This window comes from Halobacterium sp. KA-4, assembly GCF_021028995.1.
Classification (GTDB): domain Archaea; phylum Halobacteriota; class Halobacteria; order Halobacteriales; family Halobacteriaceae; genus Halobacterium.
In genome coordinates this window covers 68,107-93,005 of record NZ_JAJJZG010000005.1, presented here as the reverse complement: position 1 = coordinate 93,005, position 24,899 = coordinate 68,107, and the positions used below count along the sequence as shown (strand labels likewise).

General features: G+C 65.0%; 27 protein-coding genes and 1 pseudogene. 15 read left to right on the top strand and 13 right to left on the bottom strand.

Annotation, left to right across the window (positions count from 1 at the left end; all coding sequences use genetic code 11):
• Positions 1 to 35 precede the first annotated feature (35 nt).
• Together LPA44_RS06970 and LPA44_RS06965 are read left to right on the top strand one after the other, a co-directional pair.
• A complete protein-coding gene (locus tag LPA44_RS06970; protein ID WP_230888867.1) occupies positions 36 to 587 on the top strand; it encodes a type 1 glutamine amidotransferase domain-containing protein in 552 nt (183 codons plus the stop codon).
• Between the two features lie 106 nt (positions 588 to 693).
• On the top strand, positions 694 to 3,522 hold the full coding sequence (locus LPA44_RS06965) for a DEAD/DEAH box helicase (protein ID WP_230888866.1): 2,829 nt from the start codon (positions 694 to 696) through the stop codon (positions 3,520 to 3,522).
• Here the strand turns inward: LPA44_RS06965 and LPA44_RS06960 are convergent, their stop codons facing one another.
• Both LPA44_RS06960 and LPA44_RS06955 read right to left on the bottom strand, forming a co-directional pair.
• Positions 3,523 to 4,113: a response regulator gene (locus tag LPA44_RS06960; RefSeq protein ID WP_230888865.1), complete on the bottom strand. Its 591-nt coding sequence runs from the start codon at positions 4,111 to 4,113 to the stop codon at positions 3,523 to 3,525.
• Positions 4,114 to 4,201: 88 nt separating this feature from the next.
• Positions 4,202 to 5,263 (bottom strand): sensor histidine kinase, encoded by a 1,062-nt coding sequence (locus LPA44_RS06955; protein WP_230888864.1) that lies wholly within the window; start codon positions 5,261 to 5,263, stop codon positions 4,202 to 4,204.
• 100 nt (positions 5,264 to 5,363) lie between these two features.
• Here LPA44_RS06955 and LPA44_RS06950 point away from each other — a divergent pair, with 100 nt between their 5' ends.
• Complete coding sequence (locus tag LPA44_RS06950; protein WP_230888863.1) at positions 5,364 to 5,921, top strand: GNAT family N-acetyltransferase; 558 nt, start codon at positions 5,364 to 5,366, stop codon at positions 5,919 to 5,921.
• Here LPA44_RS06950 and LPA44_RS06945 read toward each other — a convergent pair.
• Positions 5,918 to 6,574: an HAD family hydrolase gene (locus LPA44_RS06945; RefSeq protein ID WP_230888862.1), complete on the bottom strand. Its 657-nt coding sequence runs from the start codon at positions 6,572 to 6,574 to the stop codon at positions 5,918 to 5,920. The two genes, LPA44_RS06950 and LPA44_RS06945, sit on opposite strands and share 4 nt — an antisense overlap.
• Before the next feature lie 107 nt (positions 6,575 to 6,681).
• Between LPA44_RS06945 and LPA44_RS18060 the strand changes: the two genes are divergently transcribed.
• Positions 6,682 to 6,816 carry a DUF7128 family protein gene (locus LPA44_RS18060; RefSeq protein ID WP_269069850.1) on the top strand — a complete coding sequence of 45 codons (135 nt, stop codon included), beginning with the start codon at positions 6,682 to 6,684 and terminating at the stop codon, positions 6,814 to 6,816.
• Positions 6,817 to 6,834: 18 nt separating this feature from the next.
• Here LPA44_RS18060 and LPA44_RS06940 read toward each other — a convergent pair whose 3' ends face one another.
• Positions 6,835 to 7,272 carry a DUF5796 family protein gene (locus tag LPA44_RS06940; RefSeq protein ID WP_230888861.1) on the bottom strand — a complete coding sequence of 146 codons (438 nt, stop codon included), beginning with the start codon at positions 7,270 to 7,272 and terminating at the stop codon, positions 6,835 to 6,837.
• A gap of 118 nt (positions 7,273 to 7,390) precedes the next feature.
• On the opposite strand from LPA44_RS06940, the gene LPA44_RS06935 reads away from it, so the two are divergent.
• The 3 genes from LPA44_RS06935 (at position 7,391) to LPA44_RS06925 (ending at position 9,119) form a co-directional block, all read left to right on the top strand.
• On the top strand, positions 7,391 to 8,245 hold the full coding sequence (locus LPA44_RS06935) for a shikimate kinase (RefSeq protein WP_230888860.1): 855 nt from the start codon (positions 7,391 to 7,393) through the stop codon (positions 8,243 to 8,245).
• Positions 8,179 to 8,508, top strand: a complete 330-nt coding sequence (locus tag LPA44_RS06930; RefSeq protein ID WP_442903370.1) for a chorismate mutase — start codon at positions 8,179 to 8,181, stop codon at positions 8,506 to 8,508. Before LPA44_RS06935 ends, LPA44_RS06930 begins: the two co-directional genes overlap by 67 nt.
• 212 nt (positions 8,509 to 8,720) lie before the next feature.
• Positions 8,721 to 9,119 carry a hypothetical protein gene (locus tag LPA44_RS06925; protein WP_230888858.1) on the top strand — a complete coding sequence of 133 codons (399 nt, stop codon included), beginning with the start codon at positions 8,721 to 8,723 and terminating at the stop codon, positions 9,117 to 9,119.
• Positions 9,120 to 9,206: 87 nt separating this feature from the next.
• Here LPA44_RS06925 and LPA44_RS06920 read toward each other — a convergent pair whose 3' ends face one another.
• Positions 9,207 to 9,599, bottom strand: a complete 393-nt coding sequence (locus tag LPA44_RS06920; RefSeq protein WP_230888857.1) for a hypothetical protein — start codon at positions 9,597 to 9,599, stop codon at positions 9,207 to 9,209.
• A gap of 97 nt (positions 9,600 to 9,696) precedes the next feature.
• Between LPA44_RS06920 and LPA44_RS06915 the strand changes: the two are divergent.
• Positions 9,697 to 10,391: pseudogene (locus LPA44_RS06915) on the top strand (IS6 family transposase).
• A gap of 490 nt (positions 10,392 to 10,881) precedes the next feature.
• Entirely contained in the window at positions 10,882 to 12,006 is a 1,125-nt protein-coding gene (locus LPA44_RS06910) for a mechanosensitive ion channel family protein (protein ID WP_230888856.1), read from the top strand.
• Positions 12,007 to 12,130: 124 nt separating this feature from the next.
• On the opposite strand, the gene LPA44_RS06905 is transcribed toward LPA44_RS06910, so the two are convergent.
• Entirely contained in the window at positions 12,131 to 12,562 is a 432-nt protein-coding gene (locus tag LPA44_RS06905) for a hypothetical protein (protein ID WP_230888855.1), read from the bottom strand.
• A gap of 196 nt (positions 12,563 to 12,758) precedes the next feature.
• Between LPA44_RS06905 and LPA44_RS06900 the strand changes: the two genes are divergently transcribed.
• Positions 12,759 to 13,469 carry a DUF47 family protein gene (locus LPA44_RS06900; protein ID WP_230888854.1) on the top strand — a complete coding sequence of 237 codons (711 nt, stop codon included), beginning with the start codon at positions 12,759 to 12,761 and terminating at the stop codon, positions 13,467 to 13,469.
• A gap of 1 nt (position 13,470) precedes the next feature.
• On the opposite strand, the gene LPA44_RS06895 is transcribed toward LPA44_RS06900, so the two are convergent.
• A complete protein-coding gene (locus LPA44_RS06895) occupies positions 13,471 to 13,905 on the bottom strand; it encodes a hypothetical protein (protein WP_230888853.1) in 435 nt (144 codons plus the stop codon).
• Positions 13,906 to 14,028: 123 nt separating this feature from the next.
• Here LPA44_RS06895 and LPA44_RS06890 point away from each other — a divergent pair, with 123 nt between their 5' ends.
• The 5 genes from LPA44_RS06890 (at position 14,029) to LPA44_RS06870 (ending at position 19,782) form a co-directional block, all read left to right on the top strand.
• Entirely contained in the window at positions 14,029 to 14,508 is a 480-nt protein-coding gene (locus tag LPA44_RS06890; protein WP_230888852.1) for a cupin domain-containing protein, read from the top strand.
• Positions 14,509 to 14,553: 45 nt separating this feature from the next.
• Positions 14,554 to 15,198: a hypothetical protein gene (locus LPA44_RS06885; protein ID WP_230888851.1), complete on the top strand. Its 645-nt coding sequence runs from the start codon at positions 14,554 to 14,556 to the stop codon at positions 15,196 to 15,198.
• A 69-nt stretch (positions 15,199 to 15,267) separates the two neighbouring features.
• The gene (locus LPA44_RS06880) at positions 15,268 to 15,732 is read left to right on the top strand and encodes an Lrp/AsnC family transcriptional regulator (RefSeq protein WP_230888850.1); all 465 of its coding nucleotides are present in this window, start codon (positions 15,268 to 15,270) and stop codon (positions 15,730 to 15,732) included.
• 197 nt (positions 15,733 to 15,929) lie between these two features.
• Positions 15,930 to 17,417 (top strand): proton-conducting transporter transmembrane domain-containing protein, encoded by a 1,488-nt coding sequence (locus LPA44_RS06875; protein ID WP_230888849.1) that lies wholly within the window; start codon positions 15,930 to 15,932, stop codon positions 17,415 to 17,417.
• A complete protein-coding gene (locus LPA44_RS06870) occupies positions 17,407 to 19,782 on the top strand; it encodes a DUF2309 domain-containing protein (RefSeq protein WP_230888848.1) in 2,376 nt (791 codons plus the stop codon). The genes LPA44_RS06875 and LPA44_RS06870 overlap by 11 nt, the downstream gene beginning before the upstream one ends.
• On the opposite strand, the gene LPA44_RS06865 is transcribed toward LPA44_RS06870, so the two are convergent.
• The 6 genes from LPA44_RS06865 to LPA44_RS06840 form a co-directional block, all read right to left on the bottom strand.
• Positions 19,783 to 20,016: a DUF7385 family protein gene (locus LPA44_RS06865; protein ID WP_230888847.1), complete on the bottom strand. Its 234-nt coding sequence runs from the start codon at positions 20,014 to 20,016 to the stop codon at positions 19,783 to 19,785. It lies immediately after the preceding gene.
• Positions 20,017 to 20,086: 70 nt separating this feature from the next.
• On the bottom strand, positions 20,087 to 20,653 hold the full coding sequence (locus tag LPA44_RS06860) for a GNAT family N-acetyltransferase (protein WP_442903369.1): 567 nt from the start codon (positions 20,651 to 20,653) through the stop codon (positions 20,087 to 20,089).
• A gap of 72 nt (positions 20,654 to 20,725) precedes the next feature.
• Positions 20,726 to 21,502 carry a 5'/3'-nucleotidase SurE gene (gene surE / locus LPA44_RS06855; protein WP_230888846.1) on the bottom strand — a complete coding sequence of 259 codons (777 nt, stop codon included), beginning with the start codon at positions 21,500 to 21,502 and terminating at the stop codon, positions 20,726 to 20,728.
• A 74-nt stretch (positions 21,503 to 21,576) separates the two neighbouring features.
• Positions 21,577 to 23,763 (bottom strand): amino acid permease, encoded by a 2,187-nt coding sequence (locus tag LPA44_RS06850; RefSeq protein ID WP_230888845.1) that lies wholly within the window; start codon positions 23,761 to 23,763, stop codon positions 21,577 to 21,579.
• A gap of 69 nt (positions 23,764 to 23,832) precedes the next feature.
• The gene (locus tag LPA44_RS06845) at positions 23,833 to 24,258 is read right to left on the bottom strand and encodes an NAD-binding protein (RefSeq protein WP_230888844.1); all 426 of its coding nucleotides are present in this window, start codon (positions 24,256 to 24,258) and stop codon (positions 23,833 to 23,835) included.
• A gap of 116 nt (positions 24,259 to 24,374) precedes the next feature.
• Positions 24,375 to 24,854, bottom strand: coding sequence for an Lrp/AsnC family transcriptional regulator (locus tag LPA44_RS06840; protein WP_230888843.1), 480 nt, complete (start codon positions 24,852 to 24,854; stop codon positions 24,375 to 24,377).
• Between the last annotated feature and the right edge of the window lie 45 nt (positions 24,855 to 24,899).

The following is a 24,899-nucleotide window of genomic DNA, read 5'->3' as shown; positions in this document are numbered from 1 at the left end:
TTTTGCCGAACCGCGAGTCTAGATTCGACTGAGCCATGAAGGGGCTCGTACTCGTGACCGACGGCTTCGAGGACAGCGAGTTCAGTTATCCCTTCTACCGCCTCCGCGAGTCGGGGTGGGACGTCGACGTCGCCACGCCCGACGGCGACAGCGTGACCGGCGAGCACGGCTACGAGTTCGACGGTAACGTCGCCATCGACGAGGAGTCGCCATCGTGGTTCGCCGAAGAGTACGACCTGCTGGTGGTGCCGGGCGGCGACTCCCCGGAAGCGCTCCGCACGGAGGCGCCGGCGGCCGCGGACGTCGTCGCGGCGTTCGACGACCGCGAGAAGCCCATCGCCGCCATCTGCCACGGCGCGCAACTCCTGATTAGCGCCGATATTCTGGCGGGGCGGCGCGCGACCGGCTACTGGTCGCTGGAGGTCGACGTGGAGAACGCGGGCGCGGAGTACGTCGACGAGCCGGTGGTCGTCGACGAGAACCTCGTGACCTCGCGCGTGCCCGACGACCTGCCGGCGTTCATGGACGCGACGCTGCGCCTCGTGGAGGCCGACCCCGAGGCGGAGCCCGCGGCTGCGCGCGTGTAAGACTCGCCCGCTAGCCACCGCTATTTTCTGTCGTTCGCGCCGCCTACAGCGGCAGCGACTTCGCCCGGCAACGTGCTTATTCGGGTTGCGGCCCTACGTTTCGAGGATGAGTGAGACGCGGGGGATGGACGCGTTCTCCCACCTCGGCAGCGAGGTCCGGGCGGCGCTCTCCGAGCGCGGGTTCTCGACGCCGACGGAGCCACAGCGCCGCGCGATTCCCGCGCTCGCGGACGGCCGGAACGGGCTCGTCGTCGCGCCCACCGGGACCGGGAAGACGGAGACGGCGATGCTCCCAGTCCTCAATAGCATCGTCGAGGAGGGCGCACCCGAGGGGTTCGCGGCGCTGTACGTGACGCCGCTGCGCGCGCTGAACCGCGACATGCGCGAGCGCCTCGACTGGTGGGGGGAGACGCTCGGCCTTGACGTGGACGTTCGGCACGGCGATACGACGCAGTACCAGCGCGGGAAGCAGGCCGACGACCCGCCGGACGTGCTCGTGACGACCCCGGAGACGCTGCAGGCGATGCTTACGGGGGAGAAGCTCCGGAACGGCCTCGCGGACGTGCGCCACGTCGTCGTCGACGAGGTGCACGAACTCGCGGGCGCGAAGCGCGGCGCACAGCTCTCGATTGGGATGGAACGCCTCGTCGAGCTCGCGGGCGACTTCCAGCGCATCGGGCTGTCGGCGACGGTCGGCGACCCCAGCGAAGTAGGTGCGTTCCTCACCGGCGGCCGCGGCTGCGAAATTATCGAGGTCGATGTCACGTCGAAAGTCGAGTTCTCGGTGCGCGAGCCGGAGGTCACCGATAGCGACGAACGCCTGAGCAACGAACTGATGACGTCGCCGTCGATGGCGAGTCACGTCCGCGCCATCCGGGAAATCGTCGACGAGCACGACTCTACGCTAATCTTCGTGAACACGCGCCAGACCGCGGAGGCGCTGGGGTCGCGGTTCAAGGAACTAGACGCCAACATTGGCGTCCACCACGGCTCCCTGTCGAAGGAAGCCCGCATCGAGGTCGAGGACCAATTCAAGGCCGGCGACCTCGACGGCTTGCTCTGCACGTCCTCGATGGAACTCGGCATCGACGTGGGCCGCATCGACCACGTCGTCCAGTACTCCTCGCCCCGTGAGGTCGCGCGTCTGCTCCAGCGCGTCGGGCGCGCCGGTCACCGCCGCGACGAGGTCAGCCACGGCACCGTGATTACGGGCAGCCCGGACGACACGTTCGAGGCGCTGGCCATCGCGCGGCGCGCCGGCGAGGGCGACGTGGAGACGATGCAGATTCACCACGGCAGCCTCGACACGGTCGCGAACCAGATCGTCGGCGTGGTGATGGACTTCGGAGAGACGAGCGCGCGCCACGCCTACCAGATAGTGACGCGGGCGTACCCGTTCCACGACCTCGCCGAGGAGACGTTTCGCGAGGTGGCGATGGAACTGCACAACAACCGCGTCGTCTACGTCGACGAGGACGACGACACCATCTCGAAGTCCGGCGGGACGTGGCAGTACTACTACGCGAACCTCTCGATGATTCCCGACGAGGAGACGTACGCCGTCTACGACATGGCTGGGGGTCGGCAGGTCGGGACGCTGGACGAGCGCTTCGTCGTGAATTTTGCTGAACCCGGCGCGACGTTCGTCCAACGTGGGGAGATGTGGCGAATCACGAACATCGACGAGGAAGAAGAAGAGGTCAACGTCTCCCCCATCGAGGACCCCGCCGGGGAGGTGCCGTCGTGGACGGGCCAGGAGATTCCCGTGCCCTACGAGGTCGCTCAGGAGGTCGGGGAGATGCGGGAGGTCGCGGCCGACCAGTTCGACGCTGGCGCGACCCGCGACGGGGTGGCGCGGGAATTCACGACGCGCTACCCGACTGACGAGTACACCGCGGGCGAGGCGCTCGAACAGGTCGAGTACCACGTCGACAGCGGAAACGCGATGCCGGGCGACGACCGCATCGTCGTCGAGCAAGAGGGCCAGACTATCGTCGTGAACGCGGCGCTCGGCCACGAGGCCAACGAGACTGTGGGCCGGTTGTTGTCGGCCTTACTCGGCCAGCGCACCGGCTCTTCGGTGGGACTGGACGTCGGCCCGTACCGCGTCGAGTTGGACGTACCCGCACGAATCAGCGCGAACGACGTCGTGGACCTGCTGCACGAGACGGACCCAGAGCACGTCGAGCCGCTGCTGGAGTTGAGCCTCAAGCAGTCCGAGACGCTGAAATTCACGCTCGCGCAGGTCGCCGCGAAGTTCGGCGCGCTCAAGCGCTGGAAGGGCAGAGACGGCGTCGGGCTGTCGCGGCTGCTGGGCGCGCTCGAAGACACGCCCGTCTACGACGAGGCAGTCCGCGAGGTGTTCCACACCGACCTCGACGTCGAACGCACCAGCGAGGTCCTCGACGCGATTCAGTCGGGTGACCTGGAGGTCGCCATCGAGGGCGAACGAACGGCCATCGGCGTCGGCGGCCGCTCGTCGGGGTCGGAACTCCTCACGCCCGAGAACGCGGACGCCAGCGTCGTCCAGGCGGTTAGGGACCGCATCCAGGACGACCGCGTGAAACTGTTCTGCACGCACTGCCAGGACTGGGAGCACGAGACGAAAGTCCGGCGCGTCAGCGACCAGCCCGAGTGCCCGCACTGTGGGTCGACGCGCGTCGCCGCGCTGTCGCCGTGGGCCGACGACGCGGTGAAGGCGGTGCGCGCCGACGACAAGGACGACGAGCAGCGCGACCGCACGGAGCGCGTCTTCCGGAACGCGAGCATCGTCCAGAGCCACGGCAAGAAGGCGATTATCGCGCTGTCCGCGCGCGGCGTCGGCCCGCGGAACGCCGCCCGCATCATCAACCGCCACCGCGAGGACGAGGCCGACTTCTACCGGGACATCCTCGAACGCGAACGGGAGTACGCCCGTACGAAGGCGTTCTGGTAGTCAGAGGTCGCGGAACGCGGCTTCGAGGTCGTCGTCGTCCATCTCGCCGACGACGTCGTCGAGTTCGCTGTCGAGTTCGTCGCGGCGCTCGACGAGCTGCTGGTAGGTGTCGCTGTCCTCCAGTTGGGACGCGCGCTTCTCGTCTTCGAGCGCCGCGATCTTCCGGGAGACGGCGAAGAACTGGCGGGACTGGTCGCCGAACGACGATAGCCCGAGGAGGTTCTCGACGGTGTCCTGGATTTCTTCCTGGTCGACGGGTTTGGTGAGGTACGTGTCGAAGGGCATCTCCGCGATGTCGAAGTCCGGGTCGACGGCAGTCACCATTGCCACCCGGCAGTCGAGGCCGCGCTCGCGGAGGCGGTCCAGTACTTCGTCGCCGGAGAGGTCCGGCATGTGGCGGTCGAGGAGGACGACGTCGACGTCCTCGTCGGCTGCGTCGAGGGCTTGCTCCCCGTTCGTCGCGGTTCGGACCTCGTACTCGTCGGGGAGCCAGAGCGCGTACGCCTCCGCGACGTTCGCCTCGTCGTCCACGACGAGCACGACTGGCGCGTCGTGGTCGAGGCTCCCGTCCGCGGCGCTTTCAGTAGACATCACTCGCCACCTGATTTGGTTCGACGGTACTTGGATGTAGTGGCAGGCCGGCGAAGCACCGCCTCAGGGGTGTCAGGCGTCCGAACAGTCATTCGGTATCGCCGTTTTCGCTCCGGCGAACGCCCGAGAACTCGAAGCGCGCGCCGCCCGCTTCGCTGTCGGTCACGTCCACTTTCCAGCCGTGGGCGTCTGCGATGCTCTCGACGATGTTCAGCCCGAACCCGGTGCCGCCGTCGTCGGTCGTGAACCCGTAGTCGAAGACGTTCGCACGGTCGGCTTCGGGGATGCCAGGGCCGTCGTCGGCGACGTAGAAACCGTCACCGGCACTCAGCGGGCCGACTTCGACGGTGACGTCGTCCCCAGCGTGTCGTACAGCGTTGCCGAGGAGGTTCTCGAACAGCGACAGCAGGCGCTCGCGGTCGGCCTGCACGACGCCGACTTCTTCGACCCGTAGCGTCGCCGCCGAGCCGCCGACGGTCTGCCACGCTTCCTCGGCGACGGTAGCGGGCGAGACCGGTTCGGGCTCTCCGACGGTATGGCCTTGTTTTGTGAGCGTGAGCACGTCCTCGATGAGGTCGCCCATGCGCTGGTGGATGTGTTCGAGTTCGTCGAGGTACTCCGTCGGGTCGTCGGCGTTCTTCGCCAGGGCCACCTGCGCACGCGCCGTGTTCAGCGGGTCCCGGAGGTCGTGGCTGAGGATGCCCGCGAAACGCTCCAGTTGCTCGTTCTGCCGTTCGAGCTTGCGCTCGCGCTCCACGCGGTCCGTGATGTCGCGCATGATGCCGGAGAACACGCGCTTGCCCTCGTACTGGTGTTCCTCGAACGTGATCGAGAGCTGGACCTCGTGGCCGTCCTTGTGCTCGCCCGGGAGTTCGATGCCGTTCCAATCGAGCGTGCGCTCGCCCGTTTCGATATACTCCGCGATGGCAGCGTGGTGGGCGCCCTGGAAGCGTTCGGGCATCACCGTCGTGAGCGGCTCGCCGACGAGTTCCGCGGGCTCGTAGCCGAACACGCGCTCGACCGAGCGGTTCGCGAACAGAATCGTGCTGTCCGCGTCGATGCTGATGATGGCGTCCGAGCCGTGCTCGACGAGCGTCCGGAAGAACGACCCGTCCTCGACAACCCCCGCTGGTTCGATGTCCGTGCTCATCGCAGTTACGACAGTACGAACGGCGACCATCCGGATTACTCTGACGCCGACCCGAGCACACACCGCAACGCGTTCCAACTGCGAGCACCGAGCCACGCGCATGAGCGAGGACACGCGCTACTTGCTGTGGCCGGACGGCCTGCGACCGCCGGACGTCGACGTGCCGGACGGGTACGCGCTCCGCACGAGCAAATTAGCCGGTCGGGACCGAGAAGCCATCGAGGGGTTGCTCGAAACGGGCGGCTGGGACGTCGGTGTCGAAGCGTTCCGCGACCGTGTGCTGCCGAACGGCTCGTTCGTCGCCGTCGAGCGCGCGACGAACGCCGTCGTCGGGACGTGTTCGGCCGTCCACAATCCGAATGCGGGCGACCACCGCTTTCCGTTCGGCGGCGCGCTGGCGTATCTCGTCGTCGACCCCGCGCACCGGCGCGAGGGGCTGGGACGCGCGCTCGCCGCTGCGGCCACTCGTCGGCTGCTGGACGCGGGCTACGATAGCGTGCGCGTCGGCGTCGAACCGGACCGCTATCCGGCGCTCGCGCTCTATCTGAACGCTGGCTACGCGCCCTGCATCGTCGACGAGAACGACGTCGGTCGGTGGCGCGACGTCTTCGACCACCTCGGACTGCCGTTCGACCCCGAGCGCTGCCTGCGGCCCTAGTCGCGGTCGAGCGCCGCGAGCACGCGCTCCCGGAGGTCGGGGCCGTCCGCCGTGAGTTCGTCCGCGGGTGAGAGGTCCATGTCGTCGTTGACGGACGTATCGAGCGCGATTACGTGCGCGCCGGCACGAGCAGCCGACTCGACACCGTTCCCGGAATCCTCGACCACCACGCAGTCTTCGATGGAGGCGCCGATTTCGTCAGCAGCAGCCTCGTATATGTCCGGCTCGGGCTTACCCGGAACGTCGAGGTCGGCGGCGTTGACGACCTCGTCGAAGCGCCCGTGGAGGTCGAACGTGTCGAAGGCCATCTCTATCCAGTGTGGGAACGACGACGTGCAGACCGCCGTCGGCACGCCACGCTCGTCGAGTTCGTCCAAGAGGTCGTGGAAACCGTCGAGCAGGTCGCACTTCTCCGTGTAGACGGTTTCCGCGCGCTCGTCGTAGAGCTCGAAGTACTCCGCTTTCGATATCTCGGGGTCGTAGTTGGCCGCGAGCCAGTCGTACTGGTCGTAGACGTTCGCACCGAGGACGTCCTCTGGTCCGACCTCGTCGCCGACGCCGGCTTCGTCGAGAATGCCCTCGACTTCCTCGGCCCAGTACCGCTCTGAGTCGACGATGACCCCGTCCATGTCGAAGATGACAGCGCTTGCCACACCGCGGATTTGACGCGAGGGGACGTATGCCTACTGGCGAACCACCCGGTATCGGAGGGTGTCTGGTCGGGGCAACGGTTTTTAACTCGGGCGACGGAGACTCACGCATGGTCGAGGAGACTGAGCGCGACGGCATGCTCTGGTACCGCTGCGAAGAGTGCGGGTTGATGTTCGACGACCAGGGGGACGCCGAACAGCACGAACAGAACTGTGACGCCGAAGACCCCTCCTATCTCCAGTAACGGGCGGTCAGAGCGCGTTCACTCCTCTGACTCTGCTGCGAACAGCTCGAACGAGCGCTCGCCGAGCTCGTCCTCCTCGAAGACGAACACACGACCCCGAGCCTCTTCGGGGTCGGCTTCGACTTCCGTCGCGTAGCCGTCCGCGCGCACGGTCACGCCCGGGAACAGTTCCTCTTTCTCGCCGGGGTCGAGCAGGACGCGGCCGACGCCCGTCGATTCGAGAATCTCGTCGTGCGTCTTCAGGTCGTTCACGTAGACGAGGACGCCCTCCGTCTCCGTCGGGTCCGTGACGAGGACGTGGACGTCCTTGCCCGGCCGGCACCGCACTGTCCCGTGGACTTTCTCCGGGACGCCGTTGTAGAACGTGCGGCGGCCGTCCGTGTACTCGACGTAGACGCCCTCCTCTTCGAGGTCGACGCCGAGGGTGCTCGGCGCGATGTCGTTGCGGGCGCTCATGTCCGTGGATTGCGGGTGGGAGAGGAAAAGCCCGCCGTTTGCGTGGCCTCGCGTTGCTCGGCCACGCTCTCCTTGCCCGAAACGCCAGTCGTAAATACGGGCCGTGGCAGGACAACACATGGACGGCCGTGCAGCAGCGCCAGCCGCGGGCACCGTGTTGAACGCGCTCGCGACGGGCATCGGGTCGGCGTTCGCGCTCGACTTCGACGTGACAGCCGAGGTGTCGCTGGACGCGGCCGCCGACGGCGTCACCGGCAGCATCGCCGACCACCCGGACGCCGACACCGCGCTCGTGGAACGCTGCGTGTCGCTGATGACCGACCAGTACGGGCACGGCGAGGGCGGCACCGTCCACACGGACAGCGAGGTGCCGCTGGCGTCCGGCCTGAAGAGTTCAAGCGCGGCCGCGAACGCGGCCGTGCTCGCGACGCTGGACGCGCTCGGCGAGGTCGGAAGCGTCTCCCGCGAGAAGGCGGCACGCCTCGGCGTCGAAGCCGCTCGCGACGTCGGTGTCACCGTGACAGGCGCGTTCGACGACGCCTCGGCGAGCATGCTCGGCGGGCTCACGATGACAGACAACCGCGAGGACGACCTGCTGTTCCGCGAGGAAGTCGAGTGGGCGGCGCTCGTGTGGACGCCGCCCGAGCAGTCCTTCTCCGCGGACGCGGACGTCGAGCGCTGCCAGCGCATCGCGCCGATGGCCGAACACGTCGCGGACCTCGCCGCCGACGGCGAGTACGGCACCGCGATGACAATTAACGGGCTGGCGTTCGCGGCGGCGCTCGGCCACCCGACCGAGCCAATCGTGGACGCCCTCCCGAACGCCGACGGGGCGTCCCTCTCGGGCACCGGCCCGAGCTACGTCGCCGTCGGCGACCACGACGCACTCACGGAGGTGAAACCACTATGGGACGAGAACCCGGGGACAGTCCGGCTGACGACGACGCAGTTGGACGGGGCCCGGACGATATGAGTCTAGAGGAACTGCGCGAAGAAATCGAATCAATCGACCGCGAAATCGTCGATCTCATCGCGCGACGCACGTACGTCGCCGAAACCATCGCGGAGGTCAAAGACGAACGCGGCATGGCGACCACCGACGAGAGCCAAGAGCAAGCGGTGATGGACCGCGCCGGCCGGAACGCCGAAGCGTTCGGCGTCGACCCGAACCTCGTGAAAGCCATCTTCCGACTGCTCATCGAGTTGAACAAAGTGGAGCAAAGAAGCAATCGGTAGTCAGAGGACAGCCATTACAGGCACTCTAACGCTGTATTAGTCGCGGTATACCCCTCTCGATTGTTCCTGACTCGATGAGTAGCCGGAAGATTCGATAGTAGACTGCTACACGGGCCACGGTTACCGTTTCGAGCACCCCGAATGCAGTATAGATGACCATATCTCGCTAAGTACAGCCAAGGCACTTACCGGAGCCGTGTGAACGATTTGCTATGAGTTCTGGCCGGGAGCAATCAATCTCTCGCCGGGTGTTTACGTCAGCCGTTTTCTCGGCTGCGACGCTTGGACTGGCTGGCTGCTTGAAGGGTGATGGGACACAGGTGAGCATCTATAATAGCCGTCCGAACCCTGTGACCATTCACATCGAGGTCTTTCATATCGACTCGGAACCCAAACAGCAAGTGTTCACCGACGACCCGACAATTTCCCCGAGTAAAACACAGGAGTACGAGAGCCTCTTCGAGGAAAGCGGGACGAAACGAATTATCGTCGAAACCGAGGATGGACAGCAAGCCCAATACGAATGGGGCGCTACTCCTGACTCCCAGAGCGGGTATCTCAGTGTGCGAATCGAAGAAAACGCGATCGAGTTCAGTCTCTCAATTGGGTAATTCGCTCAGCGGTAACTCGAATATCGCGCTATTCTTCCCGGCCTTCTGGTGACGCTTGACGGAGATTGTTGCTGTTGCGTGGCCAGGTTAGTTCGTGGCGAATCTTTCGTAGACGAGTGCGAGGCCGATAGAGAGAATAGTGATTGGAACGGCGAACAGCAGGGTTAACGGTACGGCTTCGACGACTGCTTCCCTGAGGGGGCTGGGTGCAATATTCCCAAGTTCAACGAGTCGAATGAAAACTGCGTAGATGGGAGCGAAGACGATGAGGAAGGCGACCAGAACCCCTCGATTATCGTGATAGTAGTATGCAGCGGCCAGTAGGAGCAACACGACAACGCCGCCTCGCGTAGTGTTTACGAGGAGCGGGACAATATCTGTGTTATATAGTGACGAAATGTAAACTGCTGAGAATACTGCTACTGAGAGGAGGGTTGCTATCGCAGTTCTATTGGTCTCTTGACCGAAGCAGTATTTCACGATATTTGTCTTCGACACGTTCATTGACGGTAGAATGGCCGAATGGCGGTGTTCAGATAAGGATTGAAAGGTGAGACGTAGCGTTTTCTGCGTGTCCATGGCGGAGAACGCTAGCCTCAACGGTTGTATCGACCAGATCGGGTTAGGTTTTGTGGAGCGAGAAGCGACACCGCAGCTGCTGATGAAGCTCAGTATTCAGCTGCATCTTGCTGGACTATCGCTTTCAAATACTGTCTCTATTCTTGAGATATTTGGTGTCGAGCGTGCTCGGTCCACCGTTCATAATTGGGTTCACAAGGCCGATCTACAGCCTGACTCTGGTCGGTCTCCGGATCACGTCGCGGTCGACGAGACTGTGATCCAACTCAACGACGAGCAGTACTGGCTGTACGCCGCTGTCGATCCTGAAACAAACGAATTACTCCATACAAAGCTTGAAACGACGACTACGAAGGTTCTCGCTCATTCGTTTCTCGCTGAACTCTCCGAGAAACACGACGTCGAAGACGTCCCCAGAAACGCATTGCGTTTCTGGTGTGCGAACGAGACGCATTGCGTCTCGTTAACGCTGTGTTTCTCGTCGATGGCTCGCACTCGTTGCAAGATGCGTGTCACCGCCACGGCTACGATTTCAGATACGAGAAACATGGAAATCGGAAGGCTGTCGAACGTGTTTTTCGAGAGATAAAACGACGGACACTCTGTTTCTCAAACTGTTTCAGCAACGCCGAAGCAGAAACCGCCGACGACTGGCTCAGATCGTTCAGCTTCGCATGGAATCAGCTTATCTGAACACTACCGACGTGGATGACCCTGAGGCAAGGGGGAGCCTTTGCCATATGGGGATTCGGAGTTTTCCTCGTTCTCCGCTTTTGTTTCGATGTCCTACGCATAAGAGGTAATGATTTACTTATCATCGCAATTGTCGTCAGCTTCGTGTCCTTTTGGGCCATATTTCTGCCACTCTGGCGGCGTCTCCCGAAAGACTGGAGACGAAGTTGACCACTTAATAGTCGAATTTTGCTCGACTCGCACGCCAACTTATCAGCTAGCAGGCGTCGATATCGACTCCATCGAAGCAGTTCGGGACGTGCGCGAGCGCCGATGAAAGTTCTGGTCGATACGAACTTCGTCGCCAGTTTGACCGACGAACCTGGCTGGAGAGACGTTGCGACAGAACTTCTGAATCAGGAGCACGACCACCGCTTCGTGCGATGACCGGGTTCGGTGCAGACTGTCCGACTGTCGGTAGTTTAACGACGTACACTCCGTAGGTACGCTCGTGACCGAGTACACGGGTACAGAGCCGGTGTTGCTGACACCGCTACAGTCCGATATCCCGGTTGACGAAACGCTGGCAGTAATCGCTGCTGCGATGCTTGCCGGTGTCGGCATCTGGTACGTCGGAACGCTGCTGGAAGCACGCTTCCGAGCGGTGAACGCCAAACTCGCCCGTTCGCTCCTGCTGTTGGTCCTCGCCGGTGGCGTCGCGGTCGTCCTGGTTCAGCGATGGGGAGCGACCGGCGCGTTAGTCTCGATGACGGGTGTGCTGGAGTTCGGCTTGAATACGGCACTTCGCATCCTCATTACGGTCTTTCTCTTCGTGGCCGCCCACACGTTTACGCAAGTCGTCAAGCGCATCCTCCTCGGCAATAACCGCTCGAACGGTCGTGCGACCAGCGAGCACCAACGCCGGATTTTCTTCTACATCAGTCAGGTCGTCATCTACATCGCAGCCGGCGTCGCTACGCTCTCCCTCTGGGGCATCCAGATTAGCGACCTCCTGTTGGGCGCTGGCGTCCTCGGCATCATCCTCGGATTGGCGTTCCAGAGCACGCTCGGCTCGATTCTCGCCGGCTTCGTGCTCATGCTCTCACGCCCCTTCGAAATCGGGGATTGGGTTCGCATCGGCGACCACGAAGGGTTCATCACCGAGATTTCGATCAACCACGTGCGACTCCGGAATCTCGACGGCGAACACGTCGTCCTCCCGAACGAAGCGGTCAGCAACCGCACAATCATCAACCGCAGCGACGAAGGAAAACTCCGCCACACCATCGAGGTCGGAGTCGATTACGACGTGGATCCTGAGCGCGCCGAAGCCATCGCACGTGAGGCAATCAGCGACCTCGACGAAATAATGAGCCATCCCGCCCCACAGGTACTGCCGGTTCGTTTCGGTGATTCCGCGGTCGTCCTCGAAATTCGCGTCTGGATCGATAATCCAACCCCCCAGCGGAAGTGGCGCGCCGCTCAGGCGGTCATCTACGCCGTCAAAACCGCGTTCAATCAGGAGGACGTGAAGATCCCGTTCCCCCAGCGCGAACTCACCGGCCGCCACGAAGATGACGGATTCCGTATCCTCGATAGCTCCCCGGAATCCGACAGCCAGGAGCAGTCTGACTGACAATCTCGAAGGCGCGAAATACGGACACGGCGTATCGGCTGTTCGTTCCACGGACTCACTCGATGCTGTACGATCAGAGCGACTAGCGCAAGTCGACGAGGACAGAGCGTACGTAGAACGAGTTCTACGGGCGGCTCGTCTCGGTTCGGAACAGATACTCGCCTCCACCGAGAACGCCGTAGAGAACGAGGGCAATCGGCGAAAGGTACGCTGCGTAGAGGGCGAGGCCGAAAATCGTCTCGAGTGAGAGCAAGCCCTGTACTGCGCCGAGGACGAGCCACGCGAGTGCTGCGAGCACGAGAACCACGAGCGGGCTAACCAACTGAAATCGGAGGAACACGGCGATGGGGAGGCCGACGGAGACGACGACGAGAGCAATCATGCCGACGAAATACCCGACAGTACTCGGCGAAAGTCGAAGGAGGAAGTCGCTGATTTTCCATCCTGCGACGAGCAGGCCGAGGCCGAGGTACAGACACACCACGCCGAGACCGACGACAGTCCCGACGAGTGCTGCAGTGCCGGTCGAGGTTTGACGTCGTTCTCGGGAATCCATACCGAACACTACACTGAGGCTATCGATAAAGGCTGGCGTGGAAATAACGGCCCATCCAGTCGATTGGCAGACGTCGACTCCATCGAAGCAGGAGAATCAATGAAGGGACGCCACGAGCACGTCTATAGTCCCACACTGTGGGGTACGGAGCACTCATATCAACCTCTTTGCGACTGCTGGACCCGACTTCGAATCGATGTCATCCAAGGGTGCTCCGGAGTTCTCCAGGCAGGTCGTCGAGCAGACCGACGCGTATCTCGACGCCATCAGCGAGTGCGTCGACCTGCTGTCACGACTCGTCGAGAACTACGAGCCCGGGGACTCCGCCCGACACCTCGTCGAGGAAATTCGGGGCCTCGAAAGCGACTGCGACGCACAGAGCCGACGACTCAGCGCGCTCATCACGAACACGACCGTCAGGGAGTTCGGCATCCGTAACTCCCGCGTGCACCTCAACGCCGAACAGGTCGTGCGCCTCTACCAGCTGCTCGACGAGATTCCGAACACGGCCGAACAAATCGCCGAAGACCTCGTGACGATCGCCCCAGAACGGCGGGTCTCTTGCTTCCGACGATACCGAGAGATGGTCGACCACGCGACGACGGCGATGGCCGCGCTCGCCGACGCCGTCCACGAGTTCGTCCGCCTGCTGTGTTCCTCGACCGAGACGGGGTCGATAGCCAGGCACGTAGAGACGATTCGAGCCACCGAATCCGAGTGCGACGGCGTCCGCAACGCCGTCATCGCCGACGTCTTTGCCGACGAAGCCATCCCCCAGCCAATGGTGTACCGGGAGTTCGCGTCCCTGTTCGACCGGCTCGTCGACGCGATGGAGGACGTGACCGACCAGCTCGTGTTGCTCTCCAGTAGCGAGGAGTGGATTACGGCGGAACCACAGAGTCAGTGAACTACGACACCGTCACGTGCTGGCAGTTCGGCTCGATGCGAACGGACGGCTCCCCGTCCTCGTTCGACACCCAGACCTCGATTCCCGCCCAGTTCTGTCCATTACAGGGTAACTCCGGCTGTTCGAAGCCCGGCCAGTCGCGCTCGAAGCGCCGGCCGTCGACGGTCACGACGACGGTTTCAGGAGCTGTAGACTCGAGAAACGTCGCGTCCTCGTCGGCTTCGTTGCGCTCGGAAAGGTCGTATGTTCGATCGAACACAGTGTCGCCGTTCTCGGCTTCGACGGCCACGGTGACCTCACGCGGGTCGTCCTCGTCGACCAGATACACGGAGACTGTGTGCGCGGGCTGTTCGGACGTCGGGCTGGTACAGCCGCTGACGGCAGCGAGCGTCGCGCTCAAGCTGACGAGGAAGGTGCGTCGCTTCGTGGAGGGCATGCGACTGGACGTTCACTGCGTCTCGCGTGTTAAGTATCACTATGAGGGATATATAGCCGCAGTGTCCAAAGGCGGCCTCGATGCGGCCGAAGAAACAACTCAGGTCGCGCCGTAGCGCGACCCATGTCCCTCGTGAACGAGGCCGACCTCGACTGGACCGACGTCGCCGACGAGGAGATGCACGTGCGCCGCAAGCAACTGGGCGAAGCAGCGTGCAGCGACCAACTCGGCTGCAGTCTCTACGAACTGCCGCCGGGCGAGGCGGCGTGGCCGTACCACTACCACACCGCCAACGAGGAAGCGCTGTACGTGCTCGCGGGCACCGGGATGCTCCGTCTCGACGGGGAGACGCAGCCGCTCCGAGCGGGCGACTACGCCGCGCTCCCCGCCGACGAGTCCGGCGGCCACAAAGTCATCAACGACTCGGAGGGACCACTACGCTATCTCGCCGTCTCCACGATGAACGAACCCGACGTGACCGTCTATCCGGACTCGGGGAAAGTCGGCGTCTTCGTCGGCGCACCACCTGGAGGGCGAGGCGAGCGCTCGCATCACGGCTACTACCGCGTGGAGGACGCCGTCGACTACTGGGACGGCGAGTGAGGGGTGCCAGAGCGGTTATGTCGCCAGCCGGAGTGGCTTGCAGTAATGCGACGACGAGACGTACTTCGAACGGGTGCGGCTGCCGGAATCGCGGGACTCGCTGGCTGTGTCGTGCCCGGCGACGACGATGACGACGATGCGGAGTTCACCGAGAGTTTCGAGGACGGGCTCGGCGACTGGGAGACTGGCGCGGCCATCGGCCCGGAGGTCGACCTCGCGGAGTTCGAGTGGGAAGTCGACGTCTCGGACGCGCAAGCGGCGACTGGCGACCAGTCGCTACGGGTGTGGAACGAAGGCGACTACGACGACGGCGTGACGTGGGCCGTCCACCCAGTTCCGGTCGAACGGGGACAGGCGTACGAAATCGAGGTCGAGGGACAGTTCTGGAGCGAGTCGGAGTCGTTCAACACGATTCGTCACGCCGTGATGCGCCTCGCCCCGGAACCGCCCGAGGTCGAGGAGGACTTCCCACAGCCGGGCGTCAACACGTCCGAGCACGGGGTGACCCCGTACGGTGGCCTGCGGGAGCCGCTGTGGCTCGCGGACGGCTGGCACGAGTACGAGTTCGAGTGGACGACACCCGAGTTGTCCACGGACACGCTCTACCTCGCGGTCGGGACGGCAGTCATCTGGGAAGCCGACGCGACTCACTACGTCGACGACCTGTCGGTGAGCATCGAGCCACGGTGAGCGGCGAGGTGACTGGCGGGCGTGTCGGGCAGCCGAAGTTCCTTATGCGCTCGGCGGCGACGTGAGCGTATGACGGAGTACGAACTCGACGAAACCGACCGCGAGATTCTGTACGCGCTCCAGGAGGACGCGCGCAATCTCTCCTCCGGCGACATCGCCGAGCGCACCGACACGTCGTCGAGCACGGTCCGCAAGCGCATCCAACGACTGGAGTCGGAGTCGGTCGTCAAGGGGTACAGTGCGGACGTCGACTACCAGCAGTCCGGCTTCCCGCTCCGGATGTTGTTGTTCTGTACGGCGCCGATTCCGGAGCGTGGGAACCTCATCGAGGACGTGCTGGACATCCCGGGCGTGGTGTCTGTTCAGGAGCTCGTCACTGGGGAGGAGAACCTGCTCGTGACGGCAGTCGGCGAGACGGACAGCGACATCACGCCGGTTGCGCAGGCGCTGCTGGACATGGGGCTGTCCGTCGTCGACGAGGTGCTCGTCCGTAGTCACGAGTCGACCCCGTTCGAGGGGTTCTCGTCGCAGTGAAGGCTGCGGCGGTTCTCGCTCCCGGCCAGACGAACCCACATTATCGACCGTGTTGTTACTTCGCGAAGTTGCTACGAACACTTCGTTAGTACAGAAGGATATAATAACCAGTCTGTTCTACCGTGGAGTAACGTCGACCAGTTCGTCTGCGGTGGCGCCGACGCGACGACGCCGCTGGTCGAGCAGAGACTCCGAAAATGGCTGGCCAACCACAGTCGAACGACACCGCACCGCTCTCCGAGACCGCGACCCCCTCGCCTTCGCTGCTTCCGCGAGCCGCGACCTACGCCGTCTGGTTGCTGTTCGTCCTCAGCCTGGGCGCCCTCACGCTGACGGTCCGAGGCGGCCGAGAGTGGGCGTTCGCGGACGCGGTCGTCGTGGACGGGCTGACCACCGTCGTCTGGGTCGCAGTCACGTTCTTCAGCGGCATCGTCCACAGTTACGCCCGCCGCTACATGGCCGGCGACCGCGACCTCGACCGCTTCTACGCGCGGACCATCGCGTTCACACTCGCCGTCATGACGATGACCGCAGCCGACCACGTGGCGCTGTTCGCGGCAGCGTGGCTGACGATGGGCCTGGTGATGGCGTCACTCATCGGGCACGTCCGCGACTGGACGCAGGCCCAAGCCGCCGCTCGGACCGCTCGCCGGTACTTCCTCGCCAGTAGCGCCCTGCTCGGCATCGGCCTACTTATCCTGTCCTGGGCGACGGGCACGACGACGATCACCGGCATCCTCGGGCAACTCGAAACGATTCCACGCCCGCTCGCGCTCGCCGCCGTCGGCTGTCTGTTCCTCGCCGCGATAGTCCAGTCAGCGCTGTTCCCGTTCCACACGTGGATGCTGTCGTCGATGACGGCGCCGACGCCGGCGTCCGCCCTGATGCACGCGGGGTTCGTCAACGCCGGCGGCATCCTCCTCACCCGGTTCTCGCCGCTGTTCGTCGACGAGCCCGCGGTCATGTCCGGCATCGTCCTCGTCGGCGCGTTCAGCGCCCTGTTCGGACAGGCACTGTTGCTCGTCCAGACGGACGTGAAGTCCAAATTGGGCGCCTCCACCGTCGCCCAGATGGGGTTCATGATACTCCAGTGCGGGCTCGGCTTCTTCGCCGCGGCCATCACGCACCTCATCCTCCACGGCTTCTACAAGGCGTACCTATTCCTGTCGTCCGGCTCCGCCGTCGAACACACGGTGCCCAAGAACTCGGGGAAACCCCGGCTGTCCGTCGCGAGCGTCCTCGTCAGTCTTCTCACGGCCGTCGGCGGCGGTGTCCTGTTCGCCACGCTCACCGGGAAGGGGACGAAGGTCGACAGCGGACTCTTCCTGGCGTTCGTCGTCGTCCTGACGACCATGCACGCCTCGCGCGATATCCTCCGCCGGACGACCATCTCACCGACGGTCAGGCTCGCCAGCACACCGCTCGTCGTCCTCACCGCCATCGGCGGCTACGCCGCCGCGTTCAACGCCGTCTCGACGACAATCGTGGGCGCCGCGGTGGCCGAGTCAGCAACCGAACTGACGGTCGTCCACGCCGTGGCCGCCGCGATGTTCGTGGCCGCGTACGTGGCGACGGAGTTCGACTGGCACCGTCGCAGCGAACGCCTCTACGTCGCACTGCTGAACGCCGCACAGCCGGCTCCGGACACCGTACTCACGCGCAAGGAGGACTACGATGACACGTAACCAGGACGCCATCGAGGACAGCATCGAGCGCGCGGCCGAGTCCGTCGGCTCGGTCTGGCCGCTGCACTCGTTCGTCACGGCAAACCCCCTCTCGGGGTTCGAAGACCAACCGTTCGCGGACGCGGTTGCCGAGGGCGAGCGCCTGTTCGGCGGCCGCGGCTACCCGCAGCCGGCCGTCTTCCGGCAGGCCTGGGAGGACGGCCGCATCGACCCGGACCGCCTCGCCGCGGAGCTGGACGCCCACGGAATCTCCGACGACCCCGAATCCCTGCTCGACGAGATGGAGACCGCGTCCCAGCGGGGCGCCGACGTCGACCCGGCGACGGAAGCGGTCGACCGCGTGCTGTCGAAGTGGCTCGCAGCGTTCGTCGACGAGGGGCGGGCGGAGTGGCCGATGCCGAACCGCGAAGACGGATTCTACGCCGCGTGGCGCACCCTCGCCCCACACGACGACGAAATTCTGGGCTGTCACAGTCCCGCGGACCTCCCCGAGACTGCGAGTGCAGCCCTCGAGACGTCCCTGAGCGAGTACCCACAGGACCGCTGGGAGTTGCTGTTCGAGCACCACCTCGCCGCGCTGCCCGGCTGGACCGGCTTCGTCAAGCAGCGCGCCGACCGCGACGGAGCGTGGCAGAACGCAGCGCCCGTGACGCTGCTGGACTACCTCGCGGTGCGGTTGACGCTGTGCGACCTGCTGGACGCGCCCGTCGAACCCGACCGCGACGAGCCGTCCGTCGACGAAGACGTCCCGCTCCCCGAAATCTGGTTGACCGCGTGGGAACAGACCTACCGCGACCACCTCCTCGATGGCATCGACCAGTCGGTGTCGGATTCGTCGTCCACCGAGACTGACCCGCGGCCGGCCGCCCAACTCGTCTTCTGTATCGACACGCGCTCGGAGGTCATTCGCCGCCACGTCGAGGCCGCCGGCCCCTACGAGACGCACGGGTACGCGGGCTTCTTCGGCGTCCCGATGCGCTTCCAAGGATACGACTCGAAGGCCGAGAGCGACGCGTGCCCGCCGATTGTCGACCCCGAGCACCGCGTCACAGACGAGCCGAACGGCACCCACCAAGACGCACGGGCGACCCACGACCGGTGGACGAATCTAGTGGCCGCGACCCAGAAGCACCTGAAGTCGCTGAAGAGCAACCTCGCCGCCGCGTTCACGTTCGTCGAGGGTGGCGGGGGTGCCTACGGAGCGGCGTTGACAGCCCGGACCCTGCTGCCGTCGGCCGTGGCCAGCGCCTCCAACGCGGTCGACGACCGCGTCCCGAAACCGGCCGAGTTCTGCACTCCCACAGTCGAGCACGAACCAGGAGCACACGGCGACCTCCAGCAGGGGATGACCTTCGAGGAGCGGGTCACCTACGCCGAGAACGCCTTCGACCTCATGGGCTGGACGGAGTTCGCACGCCTCGTCGTCTTCACGGGGCACGCCAGCGAGACGACGAACAACCCGTTCGGGTCGAGTCTCGACTGCGGGGCGTGCGCCGGGAACCCCGGCGGCCCGAACGCGCGCGTCCTCGCGACAATCTGCAACGACGACGAGGTACAGTCCGCGCTCCGCGACCGCGGGTTCGACATTCCCGACGATACTGTGTTCCTCGCCGCCGAACACAACACGACCACCGACGAGATAACGCTGTTCGACGGCGACGTCCCCGAGAGCCACCAGGCGGACATCGAACGCTTGCGCGAGGACCTCGAAGACGCGCGCGCCGCCGCAACGGCCGAACGTGTCGAGTCGATGCCCACGGGCGGTGCCGCGGACGCAGTCAGCGAGACGGAGTGCCGGACCGCCGACTGGGCGGAGACGCGCCCCGAGTGGGGACTAGCCGGCAACGCCTCGTTCGTCATCGGGCCGCGCGGGCTAACCGAGGACCAGAACCTCGACGGCCGTGCGTTCCTGCACTCCTACGACTGGACGACGGACGCCGAGGGCGACGCGCTGGAAGCCATCATGACCGGGCCGCTGGTGGTCACCCAGTGGATCAACAGCCAGTACTACTTCGCGACCGTCGACAACGCCGTCTACGGGAGCGGGTCGAAGACCACGCAGAACCCGACCGGCAACGTCGGCGTGCTGCAGGGCAACGGCGGCGACCTGATGACGGGACTGCCGCTGCAGTCACTGAACGTCGACGACGACCAGCCCTACCACCAGCCGCTCCGGCTGACCGCGGTGATTCACGCGCCAGTCGAACGGGTCACCGACGTCCTCCGCGAGCACGAGGAGGTCGCCGAACTCTTTGACAACGGCTGGCTGTCGCTGACGGTGCTCGACCCACAACACGACGAGCCGTTCCACTACCAAGGCGGTCTGGAGTGGGAGCCGACGCTGGCGACACCCGTCGTGCAGTGACTAGGGTTTGTGCGTGAAGATGATGGCGCGGCCGTCGTCGACGCCGACGCAGAGGTCGAGTTGCCGCGAGAGGTTCAGACTCGTGGGGTTGTCCTTGCAGACGACGAGGTCGTCGAAGGGGTCGCCGCAGGCGGGACACGACACAGAGACGGTGTTCTGGTAGGATTTGAGCGCGCTGTTCTCCTCGCGCGGCGTCAGTGACGAGACGAGTTCGTCGAAGTCGACGTCGTCCATACCGGTGGACTCGTTCACATCCACATAAATGCTGGCTGGGGTCCGGACGCGCGGGAATCGAACGACCCCGTCAGAGGTACCGCGACATGCGGTAGGCGGCACCCATCGGGTTCACCGTCGAGAAGCCGGCGCGCTGGTAGAGTCGCTGGGCGTCGCGCTTCCACGCTTCGACGGAGAGCCAGACGTACTCGACGCCCTCGCGGCGGGCGTGTTCGAGGCCGACCGCGAGGAGGTTCGTGCCGATGCCCGCGCGCTGGTAGTCCTGGTGGACGAAGATGGCGAGTTCGTGGCGACCAGTGTCGTCCGGGACGAACATCACGTGTCCGACGACGTCGCCGTCCACGACTGCGACGACGTTCGGGCCGTCGAGGACGCCGTCGAGCCAGTCACGAATCGCGTCTTCGGCGAGCGGTGGCGTTCCCTGTGCGCGCTGGGCGGGGTCGAAGTCGTCGTACATCGTGACGAGCGATTCGACGTCGCCATCCTCGTAGGCGCGCACGTCGACCTCGCGGTCCTCGCCGTCCGTGAACGTCATCGGCGGCGGGGTGAGCGCGATTCGCTCGGGGCGCAGGCGCGCGACAAGCCTGCGAGCGAACCCCGTGACGCGCGGCAGGACTCCGTCTGGCGGCGACGACATCGAGTGTGGTATTCCCTCGCACGCTATAAATAGCTGGCTGCGGGGATCAATCAGGAAGAGTTCGCGTGCCAGTCAGTCGTAGGTCTCCGCGAGCGCGTCCAGCGCTTCGTGGTGCTCGGTGGTATGCGGCGCGGTGAGCGGCGAGACGGAGACGTGACCGTCGACGACGGCGCGGCGGTCCGTGCCAGGCGGGTCGGGGATGTCGCCCTCGTCCATACGGTCCCACATCCGGTCGTGGAGCGTGATGGTGCCGCCGTCGCGAGCGGCGGTCATGTCGTACCCGTGCGAGGGACGAGTCACGACCATCTCGTCGGACGCATCAGCGCCCGGATGGGGCGCGTTCACGTTCAAGTAGTCAGCGTGCTCGAAGACGCCGGCGTCGACGGCGTGCTCGACGAGGTACGTGGTCGCGTCGACGGCTGCCTCGTAGTCCGAGGGCTCGGTGGGTTTGCCGAAGTCTTCCGCGGTGAGGAACAGCGACGACGAGATTGCGGGGACGCCAAAGAACGCAGCCTCGACAGCTGCGCTAACGGTGCCCGACCGGCCGAGCACGTACATCCCGAGGTTCGCACCTTCGTTGACGCCCGCGACGACGATGTCCGGGTACGGCCCGAGCGCCTCCAGTCCCGCGACGACGCAGTCCGACGGCGTGCCGTCAATGGCGTACCCCAGTTCGTGCTCCTCAACGGTGACCTCGTGGGACATCGCGCGTCCGGTCGAACTCTTGTCGGTCGTCGGCGCGACGACGGTGACGTTCCCGACCTCGTCCAGCCCCTCCGCGAGCGCTCGGATTCCGGGCGCGTTAATACCGTCGTCGTTAGTGACGAGGATTTCGGGTTCGTCGCTCATCGCGGAACCACCGGCGGCACGTCTGTCATTAGGCGGGGAGTCACCCCGGTGGGGAAAAAGCGTGTCGGCGTAAGTCAGAACACGAGGCGTTCGACGACCCGCCGCACGAACCCTGGCCGTCGCGACTCCCGGGGGTAGACGGTGACCTCGGTGGAATCGGCGGCGCTCGGCGAGTAGTCGCCGCGGCCACCACGGACGCGACTCTGCACGCCCGTCCGAATCATGACGTCGGGGTCGAGGTCGCTGCCGCCGGCCGACCGGTCGCGGGTTCGGACCGGTGCAGACAGCAGCCCCGCGAGTTCGCTCTGGTAGGCTCGAATCGTCTCCGTGCGCGTTTCGGGCAGGTCGTCGCCCAGCGGGGAGAGGAGGGTTACGTGGCCGTCGGTTTCGCCCGCGATTGTGTCTGCGACGGCGACCGTAGCGGGGTCGAACGGCCCACCGTCCCCTTCGAGAACGACTCGCTCGGGGTCGTCGTAGCCGCGGTTCTCGACGAGTAACACGTCGCAGTGGGCGTGGCGGACGACCCAGTCGATGGGGTCGCCGAGCAGCCGCGACCGCAGGCGGAGGCGCTCGTGTTCAGCGACGATGGCCTCGACGCCGCGGTGCTCGGCGTAATTCACGATGGCGTGTTTCGTGTCGTGGCTGACGATTTCGCCGAACTCCACGTCGACGTCGAACTCGTCGGCGAGTTCCCCAGTCTGCTCCTCGAAGCGGACGTCGGCGGGCGACTGCACTTCCGCGGCGTGGTCGAGGGGCACCTGGTCGGGCACCTCGTCGAAGCGAACGACGACGACACGGCCGTCCTCCGGGCGAACGAGGTCTGCGGCCAACGACAGGAGCGCACGCTCCCGCTCGGTGTCGGCTTCCCTCGTGAGCGCGACCAACACCTCCGGCGTGTCCTCGTCGGCGAAGTCGCTGTCGACGAACGCCTCGGTTTCTGTGAGCACGTCACGGCCGAGCCGACGGCGGATGACGTCTGTGGCGGCACCCTCGCGGCGGATGCGCGAGCGAGCGTAGACGAAGTACCACGCGACGCTCCCGACGGTGATGACGACCGCGCCGACCAGCGGTACCCACCCCATCTGAGTGAGCAACACGACGCCGCTGACGACGCCGAACGCCTGCATCCACGGGTACAGCGGCGACTCGAACTCGGGGTCGTAGTTCTCCGTCGACCCCTCGCGGAACGCGACCAGCGCGAAGTTGATGAGTACGAACACGAGGATTTGGAACGCGCTCGCGAGCTTCGCAATCTCGAGGATGGGGACGAACGCGATGAGCGCGAGCACGACCGCGCCCGTGAGCGTGATGGCGGTCGTCGGCGTGCCGAACCGCTCGTGAATCTCCGCGAACGTGGGCGGCGCGAGCTGGTCGCGGCTCATCGCGAACGGGTACCGCGACGACGAGAGGATGCCGGCGTTGGCGGTGGAGACGAGCGCGAGCAGCGCCGCGCCGATGACCGCGTAGACGCCCCACTGGCCGAGTGTGACTTCCGCGGCGACCGCGACTGGAGTGGCCGAGCCGGCGACGCTACCGGCCTCCGTAACGCCGACCATCACCGCGACGATGCCGACGTACAGCAGGGTCGTGAACGCCAGCGACCCGAGGATGCCGATGGGGATGTTCTTGCCGGGGTCCTCGACTTCCTCGGCGACGCTGGCGACTTTCGTGACGCCCGCGTAGGAGACGAACACGAGGCCGGTCGCCGCGAGCAGGCCCTCGATGCCGCCAGTGAAGAAGTTCTGGTAGTTCTCGGGCTGGGTCTTGGTGGCGCTACCGGCGACGAACCAGCCCAGGGCTGCGAGCATCACGGAGACGATGACGACCTGCAGGCGGCCGGTCTGTTTCGCGCCGAAGAGGTTCACGAGGATGAGGAACGCGGCGAGCCCGAGTGCGACGGGTTTCACGGGGAGGTCGAACAGCAACACGAGGTAGGGGACGCCGCCGACGAGCGCGAGCGCGCTCTTGAACGACAGCGAGAACCACGTACCGACGCCCGCGATGGTGCCCAAGACGGGCCCCATGCCACGCTCGATGTAGAGGTAGGTGCCGCCGGCTTCGGGCATCGCGGTCGCCATCTCGGACTTCGAGAGGGCGGCGGGAACCACGAGCAAGCCCGCCAACAGGTACGCCACTATTACCGCGGGGCCGGCGATTTTGAGCGCGAGCGCCGGGAGGATGAAGATGCCGCTACCAATCATGGCACCGACGCTGATCGCGAAAACCGCGCCGAGGCCGAGGTCTCGTTCGAGTTTTTTCATGAGGAAGTTACTGTGAGATGCGGTGGTCGTCGCGCTGTGCTATCGGCAGGGAGTGTCCTCACTCGCACGCTACCACCGGTCGGTGACGGCGCGAGCGAGCACCGTGGCGGCGTCGACAGTCTCGACGTCCCCGAGCTCGAAAGCAGATTCTCTGTCGGGGTCGTTCGTTCGGACGAGCACTCGTTCGACGCCGAATCGGGTGCGTGCGAGCTGTGCGACGAGGAGGTTAGTGGCGTCGTCGGGTTCGAGAACGAGCACTGCGGTCGCGTCGGCGAGGCCGGCACCCTGCAGCGAGTGGGCGTCTAGCGTGTCGACGACGTGGGCAGTCTGTCCTGGAGGTGGGTCAGTCGATGGTGACTGGCCGACGTGTGTCACGGTCTCGCCGTCGGCCGCCAGTCGGTTGGCGACGGCGCGCCCGACGGCGGCCCCACCGACGACGAACACCACGTCGTCCCGCTGTCGCGCCTGGTCTGTCGTGTGTTTGGATGAACTCATGGGCGTTAGTAAGCGCACCTGTCGCTTCGAGTGTCGCTCCTTGCCCACTCGTATCGGACGGAACCGCATAAAGTAACCGAACTTTCTGCTGAGTCGTCAAAATATAAGGAATATAATCACCTCTCGTCCGGTGCGTCGGTGTCGAACCCCTCGTACGGACCGGAGTGAACACTCCGAATGAGGTCCTCGTCGACGACCTCCAGCCCGAGGTCGTCGAGGTCGCGACCGATACGGCTCAGGTCGTCGCTATCCGTCCCCACGGCGGAGACGTGGACGTTCTCCGCACCCGTCATCACTTCCTCGACGCGCACCACACCCGGCACGCTCAGTGCTTCCGCCGCCAACTCCTCGCGGCGCGTCACTGGCGCCGTACAGACGATGAGCGTGTACAACTGGTAGCCGGCCTGCTCGTAGTCGACATCCGCGTGGTAGCCGCGCAGTATCCCGCGCTCCTCCAGTCGCTGGATACGGTTGCGGACCGTACTCGCGGACACACCCGCACTGTCGGCGATGTTCTGCGAGGACGTGCCGCGGGCGTCCTCCTGAAGCGCGTGCAGTATCTGCTGGTCCAGGTCGTCGAGACCTTCCAGTGTCATACGTCGCCTTCGCGGACGAACCCGCATAAAATACCCCCTCGCGCG

Excerpts from the sequence above, each read along its gene's own strand:
- LPA44_RS06970 (WP_230888867.1), top strand. The coding sequence starts at position 36 with ATGAAGGGGCTCGTACTCGTGACCGACGGCTTCGAGGACAGCGAGTTC.
- LPA44_RS06965 (WP_230888866.1), top strand. The coding sequence starts at position 694 with ATGAGTGAGACGCGGGGGATGGACGCGTTCTCCCACCTCGGCAGCGAG.
- LPA44_RS06960 (WP_230888865.1), bottom strand. The coding sequence starts at position 4,113 with ATGTCTACTGAAAGCGCCGCGGACGGGAGCCTCGACCACGACGCGCCA.
- LPA44_RS06955 (WP_230888864.1), bottom strand. The coding sequence starts at position 5,263 with ATGAGCACGGACATCGAACCAGCGGGGGTTGTCGAGGACGGGTCGTTC.
- LPA44_RS06950 (WP_230888863.1), top strand. The coding sequence starts at position 5,364 with ATGAGCGAGGACACGCGCTACTTGCTGTGGCCGGACGGCCTGCGACCG.
- LPA44_RS18060 (WP_269069850.1), top strand. The coding sequence starts at position 6,682 with ATGGTCGAGGAGACTGAGCGCGACGGCATGCTCTGGTACCGCTGCGAA.
- LPA44_RS06940 (WP_230888861.1), bottom strand. The coding sequence starts at position 7,272 with ATGAGCGCCCGCAACGACATCGCGCCGAGCACCCTCGGCGTCGACCTC.
- LPA44_RS06935 (WP_230888860.1), top strand. The coding sequence starts at position 7,391 with ATGGACGGCCGTGCAGCAGCGCCAGCCGCGGGCACCGTGTTGAACGCG.
- LPA44_RS06930 (WP_442903370.1), top strand. The coding sequence starts at position 8,179 with ATGGGACGAGAACCCGGGGACAGTCCGGCTGACGACGACGCAGTTGGA.
- LPA44_RS06925 (WP_230888858.1), top strand. The coding sequence starts at position 8,721 with ATGAGTTCTGGCCGGGAGCAATCAATCTCTCGCCGGGTGTTTACGTCA.
- LPA44_RS06905 (WP_230888855.1), bottom strand. The coding sequence starts at position 12,562 with ATGGATTCCCGAGAACGACGTCAAACCTCGACCGGCACTGCAGCACTC.
- LPA44_RS06900 (WP_230888854.1), top strand. The coding sequence starts at position 12,759 with ATGTCATCCAAGGGTGCTCCGGAGTTCTCCAGGCAGGTCGTCGAGCAG.
- LPA44_RS06895 (WP_230888853.1), bottom strand. The coding sequence starts at position 13,905 with ATGCCCTCCACGAAGCGACGCACCTTCCTCGTCAGCTTGAGCGCGACG.
- LPA44_RS06890 (WP_230888852.1), top strand. The coding sequence starts at position 14,029 with ATGTCCCTCGTGAACGAGGCCGACCTCGACTGGACCGACGTCGCCGAC.
- LPA44_RS06885 (WP_230888851.1), top strand. The coding sequence starts at position 14,554 with ATGCGACGACGAGACGTACTTCGAACGGGTGCGGCTGCCGGAATCGCG.
- LPA44_RS06880 (WP_230888850.1), top strand. The coding sequence starts at position 15,268 with ATGACGGAGTACGAACTCGACGAAACCGACCGCGAGATTCTGTACGCG.
- LPA44_RS06875 (WP_230888849.1), top strand. The coding sequence starts at position 15,930 with ATGGCTGGCCAACCACAGTCGAACGACACCGCACCGCTCTCCGAGACC.
- LPA44_RS06870 (WP_230888848.1), top strand. The coding sequence starts at position 17,407 with ATGACACGTAACCAGGACGCCATCGAGGACAGCATCGAGCGCGCGGCC.
- LPA44_RS06865 (WP_230888847.1), bottom strand. The coding sequence starts at position 20,016 with ATGGACGACGTCGACTTCGACGAACTCGTCTCGTCACTGACGCCGCGC.
- LPA44_RS06860 (WP_442903369.1), bottom strand. The coding sequence starts at position 20,653 with ATGTCGTCGCCGCCAGACGGAGTCCTGCCGCGCGTCACGGGGTTCGCT.
- surE (WP_230888846.1), bottom strand. The coding sequence starts at position 21,502 with ATGAGCGACGAACCCGAAATCCTCGTCACTAACGACGACGGTATTAAC.
- LPA44_RS06850 (WP_230888845.1), bottom strand. The coding sequence starts at position 23,763 with ATGAAAAAACTCGAACGAGACCTCGGCCTCGGCGCGGTTTTCGCGATC.
- LPA44_RS06845 (WP_230888844.1), bottom strand. The coding sequence starts at position 24,258 with ATGAGTTCATCCAAACACACGACAGACCAGGCGCGACAGCGGGACGAC.
- LPA44_RS06840 (WP_230888843.1), bottom strand. The coding sequence starts at position 24,854 with ATGACACTGGAAGGTCTCGACGACCTGGACCAGCAGATACTGCACGCG.